Origin of the sequence: Enterococcus plantarum (assembly GCF_001730295.1) — a bacterium.
Lineage (GTDB): Bacteria > Bacillota > Bacilli > Lactobacillales > Enterococcaceae > Enterococcus_L > Enterococcus_L plantarum.
Map to the genome: position 1 here is coordinate 1 of NZ_MIKA01000013.1, position 15695 is coordinate 15695.

The 15695-nt window shown below is 36.7% G+C and carries 13 protein-coding genes; 1 reads left to right on the forward strand and 12 read right to left on the reverse strand.

Going from position 1 to position 15695, the window contains the following annotated elements; genetic code table 11:
- Positions 1 to 147: 147 nt before the first annotated feature.
- The 9 genes from BCR22_RS06905 to BCR22_RS06945 form a co-directional block, all read right to left on the reverse strand.
- A complete protein-coding gene (locus tag BCR22_RS06905) occupies positions 148 to 417 on the reverse strand; it encodes a type B 50S ribosomal protein L31 (protein WP_069654216.1) in 270 nt (89 codons plus the stop codon).
- Positions 418 to 515: 98 nt separating this feature from the next.
- Positions 516 to 1808 (reverse strand): transcription termination factor Rho, encoded by a 1293-nt coding sequence (gene rho / locus BCR22_RS06910; RefSeq protein ID WP_069654217.1) that lies wholly within the window; start codon positions 1806 to 1808, stop codon positions 516 to 518.
- Positions 1805 to 3085, reverse strand: coding sequence for a UDP-N-acetylglucosamine 1-carboxyvinyltransferase (locus tag BCR22_RS06915; RefSeq protein ID WP_069654218.1), 1281 nt, complete (start codon positions 3083 to 3085; stop codon positions 1805 to 1807). The genes rho and BCR22_RS06915 overlap by 4 nt, the downstream gene beginning before the upstream one ends.
- Before the next feature lie 245 nt (positions 3086 to 3330).
- Complete coding sequence (locus BCR22_RS06920; RefSeq protein WP_010760933.1) at positions 3331 to 4197, reverse strand: class II fructose-bisphosphate aldolase; 867 nt, start codon at positions 4195 to 4197, stop codon at positions 3331 to 3333.
- Positions 4198 to 4411: 214 nt separating this feature from the next.
- The gene (locus BCR22_RS06925; protein ID WP_069654219.1) at positions 4412 to 4861 is read right to left on the reverse strand and encodes a hypothetical protein; all 450 of its coding nucleotides are present in this window, start codon (positions 4859 to 4861) and stop codon (positions 4412 to 4414) included.
- Positions 4861 to 5634, reverse strand: coding sequence for a MurR/RpiR family transcriptional regulator (locus BCR22_RS06930; RefSeq protein WP_069654220.1), 774 nt, complete (start codon positions 5632 to 5634; stop codon positions 4861 to 4863). Before BCR22_RS06930 ends, BCR22_RS06925 begins: the two co-directional genes overlap by 1 nt.
- A 102-nt stretch (positions 5635 to 5736) precedes the next feature.
- Positions 5737 to 7068 carry a 6-phospho-alpha-glucosidase gene (locus tag BCR22_RS06935; RefSeq protein WP_069654263.1) on the reverse strand — a complete coding sequence of 444 codons (1332 nt, stop codon included), beginning with the start codon at positions 7066 to 7068 and terminating at the stop codon, positions 5737 to 5739.
- A 22-nt stretch (positions 7069 to 7090) separates the two neighbouring features.
- Positions 7091 to 8704 (reverse strand): alpha-glucoside-specific PTS transporter subunit IIBC, encoded by a 1614-nt coding sequence (locus BCR22_RS06940; protein WP_069654221.1) that lies wholly within the window; start codon positions 8702 to 8704, stop codon positions 7091 to 7093.
- Between the two features lie 228 nt (positions 8705 to 8932).
- The gene (locus BCR22_RS06945) at positions 8933 to 9868 is read right to left on the reverse strand and encodes a YitT family protein (protein WP_069654222.1); all 936 of its coding nucleotides are present in this window, start codon (positions 9866 to 9868) and stop codon (positions 8933 to 8935) included.
- A 273-nt stretch (positions 9869 to 10141) separates the two neighbouring features.
- On the opposite strand from BCR22_RS06945, the gene BCR22_RS06950 reads away from it, so the two are divergent.
- The gene (locus BCR22_RS06950) at positions 10142 to 10636 is read left to right on the forward strand and encodes a YajQ family cyclic di-GMP-binding protein (RefSeq protein ID WP_069654223.1); all 495 of its coding nucleotides are present in this window, start codon (positions 10142 to 10144) and stop codon (positions 10634 to 10636) included.
- 56 nt (positions 10637 to 10692) lie between these two features.
- Here the strand turns inward: BCR22_RS06950 and BCR22_RS06955 are convergent, their stop codons facing one another.
- The 3 genes from BCR22_RS06955 to argJ all read right to left on the reverse strand — a co-directional run bounded on the left by BCR22_RS06955 (position 10693) and on the right by argJ (position 15506).
- Positions 10693 to 11658 carry an asparaginase gene (locus tag BCR22_RS06955; RefSeq protein WP_069654224.1) on the reverse strand — a complete coding sequence of 322 codons (966 nt, stop codon included), beginning with the start codon at positions 11656 to 11658 and terminating at the stop codon, positions 10693 to 10695.
- Between the two features lie 186 nt (positions 11659 to 11844).
- A complete protein-coding gene (locus BCR22_RS06960) occupies positions 11845 to 14202 on the reverse strand; it encodes an ATP-dependent DNA helicase (protein ID WP_069654225.1) in 2358 nt (785 codons plus the stop codon).
- A gap of 146 nt (positions 14203 to 14348) precedes the next feature.
- On the reverse strand, positions 14349 to 15506 hold the full coding sequence (argJ, locus tag BCR22_RS06965) for a bifunctional glutamate N-acetyltransferase/amino-acid acetyltransferase ArgJ (protein WP_069654226.1): 1158 nt from the start codon (positions 15504 to 15506) through the stop codon (positions 14349 to 14351).
- Between the last annotated feature and the right edge of the window lie 189 nt (positions 15507 to 15695).

Genomic DNA, 15695 nt, shown 5'->3' on the forward strand with positions numbered 1-15695 from the left:
ATATCAGTTTAACATTTTAGGGGGCTTTTTTATTACCTCGCTGGAAGCTCTATGGAACCACCCGCATAGCAGGTGGTTTTCAGAACACACAAAAAAATAAGCCCCAGCTCATAAATGAGCTGAGTCTTATAACTATTGCAGTTTGAATTAACCTTCTGGGTTGGCGTTGGCATCTTTGATACCATACTTTTTGTTGAAACGGTCCACACGTCCGTCTGCTTGTGTAAATTTTTGACGTCCAGTATAGAATGGATGAGAGTCAGATGTAACTTCGACACGGATTACTGGATAAGTATTTCCGTCTTCCCACTCAGCTGTTTCATCAGAGTGCTTAGTAGAACCTGATAAAAATTTAAAACCTGTAGTTGAGTCCATAAAAATAACTGGGTGATATTCTGGATGGATATCTTGTTTCATAGTCTTTTCGCTCCTTTGCCCTGATCCATTTGCTGCATCAGAGTTTATTTGTCGGTATACAACAGTACTATAATAGCATGATTTGTTTATCGATGCAATTATCTTTTAATATTTTTTTTTGCTTGTCGATCGAAAGAAACATCATGAAATTCTTCGAAGAATTTCTGATTGTTTTTCGTTTTACGTAAAAATTTAACGAATTGTTCTGTGTATTCTAAAGAATCACCTGTCATATGATTACGCAGTTTCCATGTCTCTTCTAACTGCTCCGCTGACATTAATAAGTCTTCTTTTCGTGTACCTGATTTTTTGATGTCAATTGCAGGGAAAATACGACGATCTGCCAAATCACGAGAGAGATGTAGTTCCATATTCCCTGTTCCTTTAAATTCTTCAAAAATAACATCGTCCATCCGACTTCCCGTATCTACTAAAGCAGTGGCAAGAATCGTCAAACTTCCGCCCTCTTCAATATTTCTAGCAGCACCAAAGAAACGCTTAGGTTTATAAAAAGCAGCAGGGTCAATCCCTCCACTCAATGTACGACCGCTAGCTGGGATCACCAAGTTATAGGCACGAGCTAAACGGGTAATACTATCCATCAAAATAACCACATCTCGTTTATCTTCCACCAAGCGCATCGCTCGTTCCAAAACTAGTTCAGAAACACGAGTATGATTTTGTGGTTGCTGATCAAATGTCGAAGAGACAACATCACCTTTGATACTACGTTCTAAGTCGGTCACTTCTTCAGGTCGTTCATCGATCAATAATAAGATTAATTCTACATCTGGATAATTTTCCGAGATACCATTAGCAATTTCTTTTAACACGCTTGTTTTACCTGCTTTTGGAGGTGCAACGATCAATCCACGTTGACCAAATCCAACAGGAGAAAAAATGTCGATCATACGCGTCGATAGTCTACCAGGAGTTGTTTCTAATTTGATTTGTTTTTCGGGGTAAAGCGGTGTTAATGCTGGGAAATGCGGCCGCTCTTTTGCTTCTTCTGGATCTTTCCCGTTGACACTTTCAACATGCATCAAGCCATAATAACGTTCTGATTCTTTAGGCGGACGAGCTTTTCCTGCAACTTTGTCCCCATTACGTAAGCCAAATCGACGTATTTGAGAAGATGAGATATAAATATCTTCTGCACTAGGTCCATAATTGATTGGGCGTAAAAAACCATAGCCATCTTGAGAGACAATATCTAAAATTCCTTCCATAAAGAAAAAACCTTGTTTCTCAGCTTGTGCTCTAATAACAGCTAAAGATAACTCTTTTTTATTCATTTGACTATAATAAGGGATCTTGAATTCTTTAGCATAAGAATAGATATCTTTTAATGTACTATTTTCAAGTTCCGCCATTGTTAAATAGTCACTCATTTAGCCACCTCGTTTTCTTCCTCAGTCTCAATCATTTGGATATCAGCACCAAGTGCTGTTAATTTTTCGATAATATGATCATAGCCACGCAAAATATACTCTACATTGTAAATCGTTGTTGTACCTGTTGCCATTAATCCAGCGATTACTAAACAAGCACCGGCTCTAAGATCTGACGCGACAACTTCTGCTCCATGTAATTGTGTAGGGCCATTGAGCACGATCATATTACCTTCTATCGATGCATCTGCTCCCATACGCACTAATTCTGGAATATGCTTCGTGCGTTGCGCATAAATACTGTCAATAACTTCACCTGTTCCTTTAGCTTTTAACATCAAAGGTGTAATTGGTTGTTGTAAATCAGTTGCAAAACCTGGATAAGGATATGTTTTGACTGTAGTCATTTTTAAATCATGAGATGGGTGGACTTCGATCATATCTTCTTCGATCGTCATTTTAACACCCATTTCTTGCAATTTCGCAATAAAACTTTCTAGATGTTCATAAATCACATTACGAACTTTGATTCCTTCACCCATCGCAGCAGCCAACGCTAGGTAAGTACCCGCTTCGATTCGATCAGGAATGATGGAATGGCGGCAACCATGTAATTTTTCGACACCTTCGATTCTAATGATATCTGTTCCAGCACCACGGATGTTTGCCCCCATGTTGTTCAATAATGTTGCAACATCGATAATTTCCGGTTCACGTGCAGCATTCTCAATAATTGTCTTGCCTTCTGCTTTAACAGCCGCTAACATCACATTGATCGTTGCTCCGATTGAAACCATATCCATAAAGATTCTCGTTCCATGAAGTCCGTCTTCTGTTCTTAAATACATGGCACCATGTTCATTTGTCACTTGAGCTCCAAGTGCTTCAAATCCTTTGATATGAAGATCGATTGGACGTGGTCCAAGGTAACAGCCTCCTGGAAGGCCAACCACCCCTTCACCAAACTTTCCAAGTAATGAACCCATAAAGTAATAGGACGCACGAAGACTATTGATTTTGCCTTTAGGCATGGGAACAGAAACGATTTCTGTTGGATCGATCACTAGTGTATTATCTGTAAAGGTTGTTTTAGCACCCATAATTTCTAATATTTCAATTAAAGAATGAACATCTTGAATATCAGGTACACCATCTAATGTTACTGGTGAATCAGCTAAGATAGCTGCGGGAATCAATGCCACTGCACTGTTTTTTGCGCCGCTGATACATACTTCTCCTGTTAATGGACGATTGCCATTGATTACGATTTTTTTCATTTATTATTCTCACCTATCTATGTAAAACAAATAGTTTTATTTTTTTGTAATATACCCAAACTATTCTAACACATTAAAGGACAATAAAAAAGGCAACAGTGATTCGCTTTTCGTTATTTTCATTGATTTACTCGATTTTAATGTATTTTTCGAATATTTTCGAGCAAAACATGAGATTTAGACGATTATTTTCCAAAACAAAAAAAAGAAACAACAGCAATGCTGTTATTTCTTTTTTTAATTCATTATGCTTTGTTAGCAGAACCGAACCATTCAATACGTTGCTCTACTAATTCAGTAACAGCTTTTGTGCCTGGTGCTAATAATTTACGAGGGTCAAAGCCTTTACCTTCAAGATCTTTGCCTTCTTCAATGTATTTACGAGTTGCTGCAGCAAATACTTCTTGACACTCAGTATTCACGTTGATTTTAGAAACGCCCATAGAAATTGCTTTTTGAACTTGCTCTAAAGGAATACCTGATCCACCATGTAATACTAATGGAATGTCACCAACAGCGTCAGCGATTTCTTGTAAGTGGTCAAATGCTAAACCAGTCCAGTTGTCTGGGTATGAACCGTGGATGTTACCGATTCCGCATGCTAGGTAATCAATACCTGTAGCAACCATTTGTACACATTCTTGTACGTCAGCTAATTCGCCAGAACCAATGATTCCGTCTTCTTCGCCGCCGATTGAACCAACTTCACATTCTACAGAAACACCCTTAGCGTGTGCTTTTGCAACAACATCTTTTGCTTTTTCGATGTTTTCTTCGAATGGTAAGTGTGAACCATCAAACATAACTGATGTGTAGCCGATTTCGATACATTCTAATGCATCTTCATACTCACCGTGATCTAAGTGAAGAGCTACTGGTACAGTAATACCCATTGAATCGATTAAGTCTTTTACTAAATCGTAACATACTTGGTATCCGCCCATGTATTTAGCCGCACCCATAGAAGTTTGGATCAAAACTGGCGCTTTTTTAGCTTCTGCAGCTTCAAGAATCGCTTTTGTCCATTCTAGGTTGTTTGTGTTAAATCCTCCGACACCGTAGCCGCCTTTGCGAGCTGCTTTAAGAAATTCTGTTCCTGATACTAATGGCATAATAAAATTCCTCCTAAGTTTTAAAAAAACTTTATTTGTTAAGGATATCCTTAATCAACAGTTATATTTTAGCAGACTTTTTAGTACTTTTCTACTAAAATTGACTTTTTCAGAAAACTTTTGTCCAGACTTTCACAAAACTGTAGACACTTACTGCTTTTTGTATAAAAAAGAGTGTATCAGCTAAGCTGCTACACTCACATTATTCGTAACATTATAACGATAATTGAAGCCAAAGAATTATCAATGTCATGAAAGAAATAAAGCTCATTAAACCATAGATGGTCCATTTAATTTGTTTCGGCACTATTGATCTTTCTTTCTCATTGTGTAAACTTCGATAAAAAAGCAAACATATAACGAATCCAGGAATATTAAAGGATAATAATTGCTGAATGGTATTGACTATTAAATAACTCCCCAATAAAGAATGCCGACTTTCACTTGAATGACCAATGATGTACAGGCCATACAACTGAAAAATCATCAACAACACTACAATGCTCGCTAAAGTCAAACTTGGTATACTCGTAAAAATCATCCCCACTGGAACATTTTTAACTGTTGCTAAAGTGAAAAGATATGCACCAAATAATAACGGAACGAGCAACCAGTATCCACATAATAGCTGCCTCATTTTAGTTGGTTGCAGAAACAATGCCATTACATCCCCTCCTCAAATTCTTTATTCAAATATGTCACATATTTTCTAAAAATCAAATCCACCAATACACTCAATCCAACTAATGACTGAGCAATGTGTTCTTTCCCTGAAACAGTGAACGGGGTTGAATAATAAAAATAAGCATATTGTGCATGTTCTGCAAAAAAATTATGTGAAAACGTCGTGATTGCTACCACTGGGATTTTTCTTGCATTTAACGATAAAATATTTTGTTTGACATCATCCGTCTCACCACTTAAAGAAACAAACAACACAATATCTTCTTTTGTGATCATTGACATGCTAATATCCAGTTCTGTTTTAACAGGGATTATAATTGAGCGCTTATCACAAATCATCAACATCTTTGAAAATTCTTCAATTACTTTTCTTTGTGAATAACCTGTTGCGTAACAATAAACAGTATTGGCTTTTTGAATTGCTTTACTTAGTAACGTAAAATCTGTCTGCTGCGCCAACTTGACTGTATTTTCAATATCTTTTGTTTGTAGAGCGATTAAATCTGTTCCAGTTGTGGCAATAGTATGTTGCTTGGATTGCCGCATAAAATATTTAAACTCTGAATAACCAGAAAATCCTAATTTTTTTGTTAAACGTAATATCGAAGACTTAGAACTATGGACTTTTTCACCTAACTCAATAATGCTCAGGTGCATAAGATCTTGTTCATTTTCCAAAATATACCCTAAAATAGTCCAATCCATTTCACTTAATTGTTTTTGATGTTTTTGCATCAATGTTTCTAAATCCATAACTGATCCCTCTTTTCCTTCGTATTCTTCCCTTAGTATAAAGGATGAAAATTCAAAACGATACTAAGGGAATCTACTAAGGAAAACTATTCTGAAAGGTGATCACGACAATTTAGGCCAAAATTCTTTATTCGCTTCCACTAAATCATCTAGTATTTCTTGGGCAATTCGAGCATTTGGCACAATTCTAGATAACATTAAGGCTTGCCATAATTTTTGATACGATCCTTCTGTCCAAGCCTCAACAACTAATTTTTCGACAGCCACTTGTTGCTCCATGAGTCCTTTTTGAAAACGAGGAATTTTTCCTTGAACGACCGGTTCTGGTCCGTTACTGCCTACAATACATGGAACTTCTACCATTGCTGTTTCATCAAAATTGACAACAGCTCCTTGGTTCTCTACGATCAATAACATTCTTTCGTGAGTGTTATAGGCAATTGCTCTTGCTAAATCCACAATATAAGATGCATGCTCGTCTACTTCCAATGTCGTTCCTTTCGCTGTTCCTACTTTAGTAATACGATTACATTCTCCAAAGACATGCTTTTCACGTCCAGCCATTACTTCATTTGCTCGGGTATATTCTGGATTTGCATGAGCTACTTCATCTTGAGGATAAAAATAATATTTCAGATACGTATTTGGTAGTGTTGTTGGATCAACTGCAAAGACTTCTTTTGCTTTAGCAAACGTATGCATCCAACTAGCGTCTGTATGTTGTGATTCTTCGATTTCTTCTTTCAAAGAATATCCGTAATCTCTCACATGCTCCTTGATTTTTGGCATTAAATCATTGCCTTCTTTATCTCTGATGTCTGTCCACCAACCAAAGTGATTCAACCCATAATATCGAACCACCATTTCTTTTCTAGAACTTAACCCAACAGTTTTTGCCATCCGCTCTTCAATCCCAACCGGCATATCACAAATATTGATAATTTTAGTAGTAGGACGTAACTTCCGCGTAGCTTCAGCCACGATTGCTGCTGGATTTGAGTAGTTCAACATCCACGCATCTGGAGAGTATTTTTCCATATAATCGATCAATTCTAATACACCGCCAATAGAACGCATGCCATAAGCAATCCCTCCTGGTCCACATGTTTCTTGTCCAATCACCCCATATTTCAAAGGGATTTTCTCATCTTTTTCTCGCATCGCATATAAACCGACACGAATATGCGCCATTACAAAATCAACATCACTAAATGCAGTTTTTGGATCGGTTGTTGCCAGAAAATCTATGTCTGGCGCTTGCTCTTTGATGATGATTTCGCAAGCATCAGCAATTTGTTTTTGTCTTTCTGGATTATTGTCATAAAATTTGATTTGTCGAATCGGAAATTTCTCTAAATTATCTAATAACATTAAAACGATTCCTGGGGTAAAAGTACTTCCTCCACCTGCAATTACGATTGAAAATTTTTTCATTTTTTGTCCAGCTCCTTCATGTTTAATCATTTATTTGATGTTCATTTCCTAATGCTAATAAGTTCTCAAATTGCTCTCTGACCTGTGGCACATCCAAACCGACAATGACTTGAAAAGCAGTTCCATTTCTGACCACACCATGTGCCCCGCCTTCTTTAAAGGCGCCATCAGGCAACACAATTCCTTCATCTTTCACAGTGATCCGCAAACGTGTTGCACAATTTGTTACTTTTTCGATATTATCACTACCGCCAAAAGCTTCTAAGTAGACAGCTGCTTGATCTGTGTATTGATTCGCTCCTGCAATTGCAACGTCACCTAAAGTGCCAGCTTTTTTTGCTTCCTTATAATCCTTTTTACTATACAATTTAACTTCCTGATCTTCCTCTCTTCCAGGAGTCGCAAAATTAAATTTCAAAATCAAGGCTCTAAAAACGACAAAATAAATCAACGTGAAGGATAACCCGATAATCAACTGGGTAAAAATCATCCCTTTGTGATTGGCAAATAACGGAATCCAGTTTTTTGCCAATAAATCAATGAAACCACCGCCCATATCTCCTACCACACCGAAGAAGTACATCGTTGCTGCCATCGTTGCTGCTAAAACTGCATGTAAAACAAATAACGGCGGTGCCACAAATAGGAACGTAAACTCCAACGGTTCAGTAATACCTGCTAAAACAGCTGTTAATGTTACTGGAATCAAGATCGCTAATACTTTTTTTCGCTTATCAGGCTTTGCAGTAAAATAAAACGCTGCTGCTATTCCTGGTGAAGCAAAAATTTTTGAATTTCCATGTAAAGCAAAGCCTCCCTGTGGAAATAGCTGTTTAATCGGCGTTGTCGTTTGTGCATACTCATTAAGATGAGCCATCCAATATTTTGTAATACCGTTCTCAACCACCGCAGGACCATACACAAATGGTGTGTAGATGAAATGATGTAACCCAGTAGGGATCAAGATTCTTTCTAAAAATGTATACAACCAAACACCGAACGTACCAGCACTCGCTAAGAAAGTTTGCATGGAGCCGATACCCATTTGAATTTTTGGCCATACGAGACAGATTAGAAACGCGATCGGCAACATCGCGAAAAATCCTAAAATCGCAATCAACGATGACCCTTGGAAAATACCTAAAAAATCTGGTAACTTAGTATCAAAGTAGCGATTATGCAGCCAAACTACGATTGCTGAAATAAAAATGGCACCAATAATACCTGTATCCAATGTTTTGATGCCAGCAATCAGTTTCATCCCGCTATCGCCACCAGCTTCTTGGGCAAAATCGACACCAAAGAATGGACCGAAATATTCTAGCATACTACTAATAAAGTAATTACAGGTCAGATAAATCACAAAAGCTTCCATTGCTGCTCGAGCATTGGCTTTTTTGGCAAGTCCGATTGGTAACCCAATAACAAATAATAATTCCATTTGATTGAATACTGTCCACGCACCGCTTTCTAAAACAGACCAGACACCATACCAAACCGTTCCCTCATTTGCGATATTTCCAACAATCATTGGATTTTTAAAAATAATCGCAAGCGCTACCATTATTCCCGAAAATGAAAATAATAAGACTGGGGTGAACATTGCGCCTCCAAATCGTTGCACCTTCTCCATCACTAGTGAAACACCCTCCTTCTATTCATTTGTTTTACAAGTTAGTTATACCATCGTATGAATCCGCTATCAATAGATTGAAGAGGTTCTGGGAAGCTAGTTATTTGATAGAGAAAAAGTGTCAATGTCTGGGAAATTTATCAGACAAACTATTGCCTTTTAAAAAAAGAAAAACGTTCCTCAAAAACGCCGATTGATTCCGGAATTTTTGAGGAACTTGAAAAAGCGATTCTATTTTTGTTTTGTTTTGTGTTTCTTCATTTCCGGGAAACTGCCAGTACTTTTAAAAATTCGTTGTTCATCTTCATTGGCAAAGCGTCCTAAAACAGAATTGGTAGGAATAATATTCATAAAAGCATTCTCATCCACTTCATAAACGATTTGCTCCAAATCATAAAGTTCGTAACGCGTAATCACCATCATGATCATCCGTCCTTCGACACCAGAATAACCGCCCATTGATGGTAGTAACGTCATCCCACGAATCATTTGTTTTGAAATCGCTTGAGTCACAACCTCAGGCTGAACGGTTACGATCATTGCGGTAACTTTTTGGTGGCTCGTATGGATCGTGTCAACAACTTGGGTCATACAATAAATTGAAATAATCGTATATAATGCACTTTCCCAATCAAAAACAAAACCAGCTATCGCCACAATGATACCGTTCAACATAAACATATAATTACCAACTGTTTTCCCAGTCGTCTTCGATAGAACTAATGAAATAACATCCATTCCTCCAGTTGTAAACCCCATTTTAAGAGATAAACCTGCACCGATGCCAATCAGTACGCCACCTGCAATGGCATTCATCAATGGATTGGTAGTAATCACTTCGATTGGGATCAAAATAGTCGTTAATGAAACCCATGCGACATTTAGAAAACTGTAAATTGTTGATTCTTTCCCAAGCCTCATAAACCCTAAAACAAAAATCGGAATATTTAATAACAAAATAAATAGACCTGTATCTATAGTAATTCCAAGATGTGTGTACAATAAAGTTGCGATGATTTGCGCAACACCATTCATACCAGCAGAAAAAACTTTTGCTGGAATCAAAAAGAAATTCAAACTGATTCCTACTAATATCCCAGTCACAAAAATAACAGCGAACTTTTTCAACGTCTCACTTTGTTTATATGAAATAACCCATTTACTCATCCCAAAACCGCCTCCTTATATGAAAAACCTCAATCTACATTAATAGATAGGGTACTTACTTTAATAGATAAATTCCCACGAATTAGAATAACAGTTTGCCAAAAAAAAGAAAAGAAAAAACGATAAAAATGAGGATTATTTTAGTCTCACTCACTCTCAATTCCATCGTTTCTTTTTCTAGAACAGAACTTTGTCTTAAAAAAGTATTTTAGACTTGTTTCTTCCCTATTTAATGGTACTATAAAGTAAGAAATAATGAGAGGAGATCACCCAATGGCCGCAAAAGAAGCAAGTTTCGATGTAACATCTGAAATGAATATAGAAGAAGTCAAAAACGCGATCCAAATCGCACTGAAAGAAATCAAAAATCGTTTTGACTTCAAAGGTTCGATTGCTGATATAAAATTAGAAAATAACAAGTTAATGGTAGTCGCAGAAGACGACTATAAAATTGAACAAGTAAAAGATGTCTTGTTTAGTAAGCTAGTTAAAAGAGCAGTTCCGATAAAAAACATCCATTTCTCAGAAAGTGAAAAAGCACTTGGTGGTTCTGCACGTCAGTATGGTGATTTAATTAGCGGGATCGATCGTGATAATGCTAAAAAAATCAATGTCGCAATCAAAAATTCTGGTATCAAAGTCAAATCACAAATTCAAGAAGATCAAATCAGAGTCACCGGGAAAAGTCGTGATGATTTACAAAAAGTGATTACATTGCTTCGAAATTTAGATTTACCTGTAGAATTACAGTTTACGAATTTCCGTTAATTGAAAAGCATAACTAGCTGAAACAATTTGTTTCTAAGCTTGTTATGCTTTTTGTTTTATTCACTCAAAAAATCATCTAACGCCTGTTGATCTTTCCCGCTATTTAAGCCAACGATCAAGCGAATTCGAGCTTTTGGTCCGTTTAATCCTCTAGAAAAAATAATACCCATTTTCTTTAAATTAACACCGCCGCCTTCATAGTCGTAAATATCTTCAGCAATTCCATTCGAACAGCGAGAAACTAAAACAATAGGGATATTCCTAGCCAAGAGTCTCTCTAATGATGGTAATGTCTCTGGCGGAAGATTCCCCGCACCTAAAGCTTCTATCACAATACCGTCTGTCCGATCATTATCCACTAAATCAAATAAACTACCGTCCATTCCAGCATAGGCTTTGATCACGTATACTTCGCCCGTCACACTTTGGATATCGCAGACTTCTTGCGGGCGTACTTCACTAGCAAAAAAAGTTCGTTCTTTCGCAATCATACCAATTGGACCAAATGTCGGTGTTCGAAACGTTGCAACATTTGTAGTATGGGTTTTCGTGACATAACGAGCGGTATGAATTTCATCATTCATCACAACAAGCACACCTTTACCAAAAGATTCATCTGAACATGCTGTCCAAACTGCACTAATAAAATTGTATAAACCATCTGTCCCAATTTCGTTGCTTGAACGCATAGCGCCTGTTAGGACAACAGGAATTTCGTTTTCAAGCGTAATATCTAAAAAATAGGCTGTTTCCTCTAATGTATCTGTGCCATGCGTGATCACGACTCCATCGATATTTTCTGTGTATGCTTTTTGGATTCGCTCTTTTAATTCCAACATCCTTTCTAAGGTCATATGAGGTGAAGGAATATTAAAAATGGCTTCTACAACTAAATTTACTTTCCCTGCTACTAATTCTTCTTGATTGAGAAGCGGATTCCTATTGTTTGTCGTGACATTGCCATCTACCTCCTTTGACATCGAAATCGTGCCACCTGTATGTAATACTAGGATTGTTTTCATACTTTAGTCTCCCTATAATCATTTTATTCAGATATTTTGGTGGATTTTTGCTCAAAAAAGAGCCGATAATTAGACCTTCGGCTTTTTTTATAGTCATTATACTTAATAAAAAACAAAGAGTAAATTTTACAACTCAACTCTTTTTTAGTATACCAGTAAGAGAGCTTTTTTCCTATTATCTTCTGCTTAATTTAAATCCCAAAACTGCTGTATAAGATGCTTGGTCTGCTCATGGGAACTAGATATTTGAACCTGATTCCAATGAGGAGGAAAAAATCGTTGAACAGCAGCTGTTGAAAAACGTTGATCTAAAAGTAATACGACGCCTTTATCCTCTGTATCTCTAATAACTCTCCCTGCTGCCTGCAATACTTTATTCATTCCAGGAATTTGATACGCAAATTGAAAGCCTTGATTTTTCTGCTGATCATAATAACCTTTGACCAATTCTTGTTCATGATTGATTTGCGGCAAACCAACACCAACGATTGCCGTGCCGATCAAGCGATTGCCTTTTAAATCGATTCCTTCTGAAAAAATACCACCTAGAACACAGAAGCCAACGACTGTTTCTGTTGGTTCTAGAACAAAGTCCCCTAAAAAGGCTTCTCGTTCTGCTTCATTCATCATACTCGCTTGAATCTTTGTTTTAATGTGGGGATTTCTTTCTCGGAACTGCTCATAAATGATATCCATATAGGAATAGGACGGAAAGAAAACGAAGTAATTGCCTTGCTTTTGCTCAATCATGTTCGTCAAACTTTCGATGATTTTTTCATAGCTCTTTTCACGTTCTTTATAGGTCGTTTGGATGTACTTCTCAATCACTAATAATTGATTTTCTTTTGGGAAAGGGCTAGGAATTCGATAACGTAAACTCTCCTCTCCTCCCCCTAAAATTTCCTGATAGTAATCTAATGGGGTTAAACTTGCTGAAAATAAAATACTGGCCTTTCCTTTGTCTAACTTTTGCTGCAAGAGATAGCTTGGATCGATACAAAATTGCTTGACGAGGATATCATAATTTTGACAATTCACATATGTACAATAATGATCATCGTACCCCTCACTGATTTTCGTATAATTCAGCAACTCAAAATAAATGGACAAGATTTGATTTAGCTCAACATGCTCTTGATTTTCGGGGAGCCATTCTTTGATTTTTTCAGCTAGTCCATAAGCAGCTTTTACAAGAGAGTCAATCGGCGCATTCTGGTGTAAAAACTCTTTTCCTTCTTCATCGCAGACTTGCTTGATTTTTTCAAATTCTTTTTCAACTTTATTCAATGCTCGGATCAATTTAGTCTGCTTTTTTCCCAGTATCTGCTTCAGTGATAGTAGCTTACTTTTAGACAAAACGGCTGAATACATTTCCCTAGAACGATTAACTAAATTATGAACCTCATCTACCAAAAAGATATTTTCTTTTACTTCGGTCTGCTCATCAAAAAAGCGTCTTAAATAAACAACTGGATCAAATAAATAATTATAATCACAGATCACTAAATCACACCACAAACTGACATCTAATGACAATTCGAATGGACATAAAGTGTGCTTGCGCGCATATCTTTCAATGGTTTCACGTGTAAATTGATTTTCGTTGTTTAATAAATCCCACAACCCTTCATTCAAACGATCATAATACCCATTTGCAAAAGGGCAAGCTTCTGGTGTACAATTTTGTTCTGTTAAAAAACAGATTTTATCTTTAGCTGTTAACGTGACACTTTTTAACTGCATATCTTTTTGTTTCATTGCTTCTACTGCATCTTCCGCGACTTGACGAGTGATTGTTTTGGCCGTTAAATAGAAAGCTCTTTCTGCATGTTCTTCACCGATTGCTTTTAGGGTGGGAAATAATGTCGAAATCGTTTTACCTGTTCCAGTTGGTGCTTCTACAAATAGTTTTTGATCACTTAGTATCGTTTTATAAGCAGCAACAGCTAATTCCCTTTGACCAGTTCGGTAATCGCCATAAGGAAAAGGCAATTGTTGCAAAGATCGATTCCGAATATTGCGCCAATTCGCTTTAAAAATCAGCCACTGTTCGTATTTCTGTGTTAACTCATCAAAGAATCCTTTGAGCTCTTCTTTCGTCAATGTTTGTTCTTGTCGAGTAATTTCTTCGGTTGTCGTTTGGTAATAGGTCAACTGTAACGTGATTTCAGCCAAGTCTTCTTGTTGACAATAAATATGTCCATAGCACATCACTTGATACCAATACATATCTATTTGCTCTTGCAACAACTCCGAAAAAGCTGGTTCCGAGGTTTTGATTTCGTCAATTACAGTTCGTTTTTTATCATCAATAAAAATTCCATCTGCACGACCTTCAATTATGTATGTTTGTTCGTTTAATTCTATGTTTATAGCAAGTTTGATCTCTTTTTGATACTTCTCTCCGGCTGTTTTTTGAAGCTTCCGATGGATCTTTGCTCCTTCCAGCGCTGTATGTTCACTTGTATGCCTAGCGTTGATACTCCCTCTGCGCAAAATAAATTCCACTAATCTGCGGACTGCGATTCTTTGCGTGTTCTGCATGTTCGATCCCACCTATCATGTTCTTATTATAGAACATACATTCGCAAAATAAAAGAGGAGAAAGAAACTTTTATTTTTAGAATCAAGGTGGGGAGTTCAAACATTTCTATTCTCTTTTGAAAAGCCTTACTTCCGAAAGGAGGAACTCAAGTTGAATAATCACTATTTATTTTGACATACTCATAACTTAAATCACAACCAATCACTTCAACTGTTTCCTTCCCTTGATGCAAATCAATTGTTAAATAAATATCTTCATTTTGTTTAATGTACTCAGCAATCTTATTTATATTTTGTTTCTCTTCATTATTCTTTGAGAAAATTGGATAATGGCCATAATAGATTTCTACATTATTCTGATCAAAAACTAATCCTTCTGTTTTACCAAGTGCCATTGCAATACGTCCCCAATTAGGATCATGGCCAAATAACGCGGTTTTTACTAAAGGAGAGTTGATAATCGATTTTCCAGCATTCTTGGCTTGCTCTTTATTTTCTGCATTTTTGACAGTGACAAACATCGTCTTCGTTGCGCCTTCAGCATCTTTTACTATATCTAACGCTAATTCCTTACAGATTTGATTCAAGGCACTTTGCATTTCCGTATTTTCGACTTCATGATGACCACTGGCTAAAAAGGCTACTGTGTCACTTGTACTTGTATCTGTATCGATACTGATGGTGTTAAATGATTGATCAACCGCTATTTTCAACATAGGATAAATCTCTTGTTTTGCTACTTTTGCATCTGTTAAAATATATGCCAACATCGTTGCCATGTTCGGTTCAATCATACCTGAACCTTTGACGATCCCTAAAATCGTTGCATCGCCAACCGACAAGCTACGTACCTTGATTCGTTGATCCGTAGTTAAAATCGCATGTGCGAAATCTTCATAATTTTCCTGTAAATCAATTGACTCCGCATCTAAAAAATTCTCAATACTATCAATAGGAAGCTGTGGTCCAATTACACCTGTAGAAGAAGGTAAGATATTTTCTTTTTTGATTGTGAACTGCTTTGATAGTTTATCTAAAATTTTATATTCATTTTCTCTGCCTATTTTACCAGTCGCAACATTCGCAATACCACTTGTGACGACGACTGCTTGTAATTCAGCATTTTTCACGTGTTCTTTGCCGATGGAAATACACTCTCCACAAAATGTATTTTTTGTAAAAACGGCCGCAGCGTGACAGACGTTATCTGCTACGATCAACCCAAAATCTTTTCTTTTTTTCTTGATCCCAACATGTGTCCCATAGAACTTAAATCCCTTTGGTGTAACTTCATACTCTTTCATTAATAACACCTTCCCGTACATGATCAACTTACTTTAAAAAAATTTATTTATCCAATTTTATAAAAGTATAAAACAACAAGTGAAGATAGTCAATGTATTTTATATCACTTTTTAACTTAATAAAGTTTTTTTATGCAATTAAATAGGAATATTACGCATAAAAATGTACTAAAAAGAGTATTCACATAC

Coding starts and splice junctions, on each gene's coding strand:
- BCR22_RS06955 (WP_069654224.1), bottom strand. CDS start 11,658: ATGAAAACAATCCTAGTATTACATACAGGTGGCACGATTTCGATGTCA.
- BCR22_RS06905 (WP_069654216.1), bottom strand. CDS start 417: ATGAAACAAGATATCCATCCAGAATATCACCCAGTTATTTTTATGGAC.
- BCR22_RS06945 (WP_069654222.1), bottom strand. CDS start 9,868: ATGAGTAAATGGGTTATTTCATATAAACAAAGTGAGACGTTGAAAAAG.
- BCR22_RS06915 (WP_069654218.1), bottom strand. CDS start 3,085: ATGAAAAAAATCGTAATCAATGGCAATCGTCCATTAACAGGAGAAGTA.
- BCR22_RS06935 (WP_069654263.1), bottom strand. CDS start 7,068: ATGAAAAAATTTTCAATCGTAATTGCAGGTGGAGGAAGTACTTTTACC.
- rho (WP_069654217.1), bottom strand. CDS start 1,808: ATGAGTGACTATTTAACAATGGCGGAACTTGAAAATAGTACATTAAAA.
- BCR22_RS06920 (WP_010760933.1), bottom strand. CDS start 4,197: ATGCCATTAGTATCAGGAACAGAATTTCTTAAAGCAGCTCGCAAAGGC.
- BCR22_RS06950 (WP_069654223.1), top strand. CDS start 10,142: ATGGCCGCAAAAGAAGCAAGTTTCGATGTAACATCTGAAATGAATATA.
- argJ (WP_069654226.1), bottom strand. CDS start 15,506: ATGAAAGAGTATGAAGTTACACCAAAGGGATTTAAGTTCTATGGGACA.
- BCR22_RS06960 (WP_069654225.1), bottom strand. CDS start 14,202: ATGCAGAACACGCAAAGAATCGCAGTCCGCAGATTAGTGGAATTTATT.
- BCR22_RS06930 (WP_069654220.1), bottom strand. CDS start 5,634: ATGGATTTAGAAACATTGATGCAAAAACATCAAAAACAATTAAGTGAA.
- BCR22_RS06925 (WP_069654219.1), bottom strand. CDS start 4,861: ATGGCATTGTTTCTGCAACCAACTAAAATGAGGCAGCTATTATGTGGA.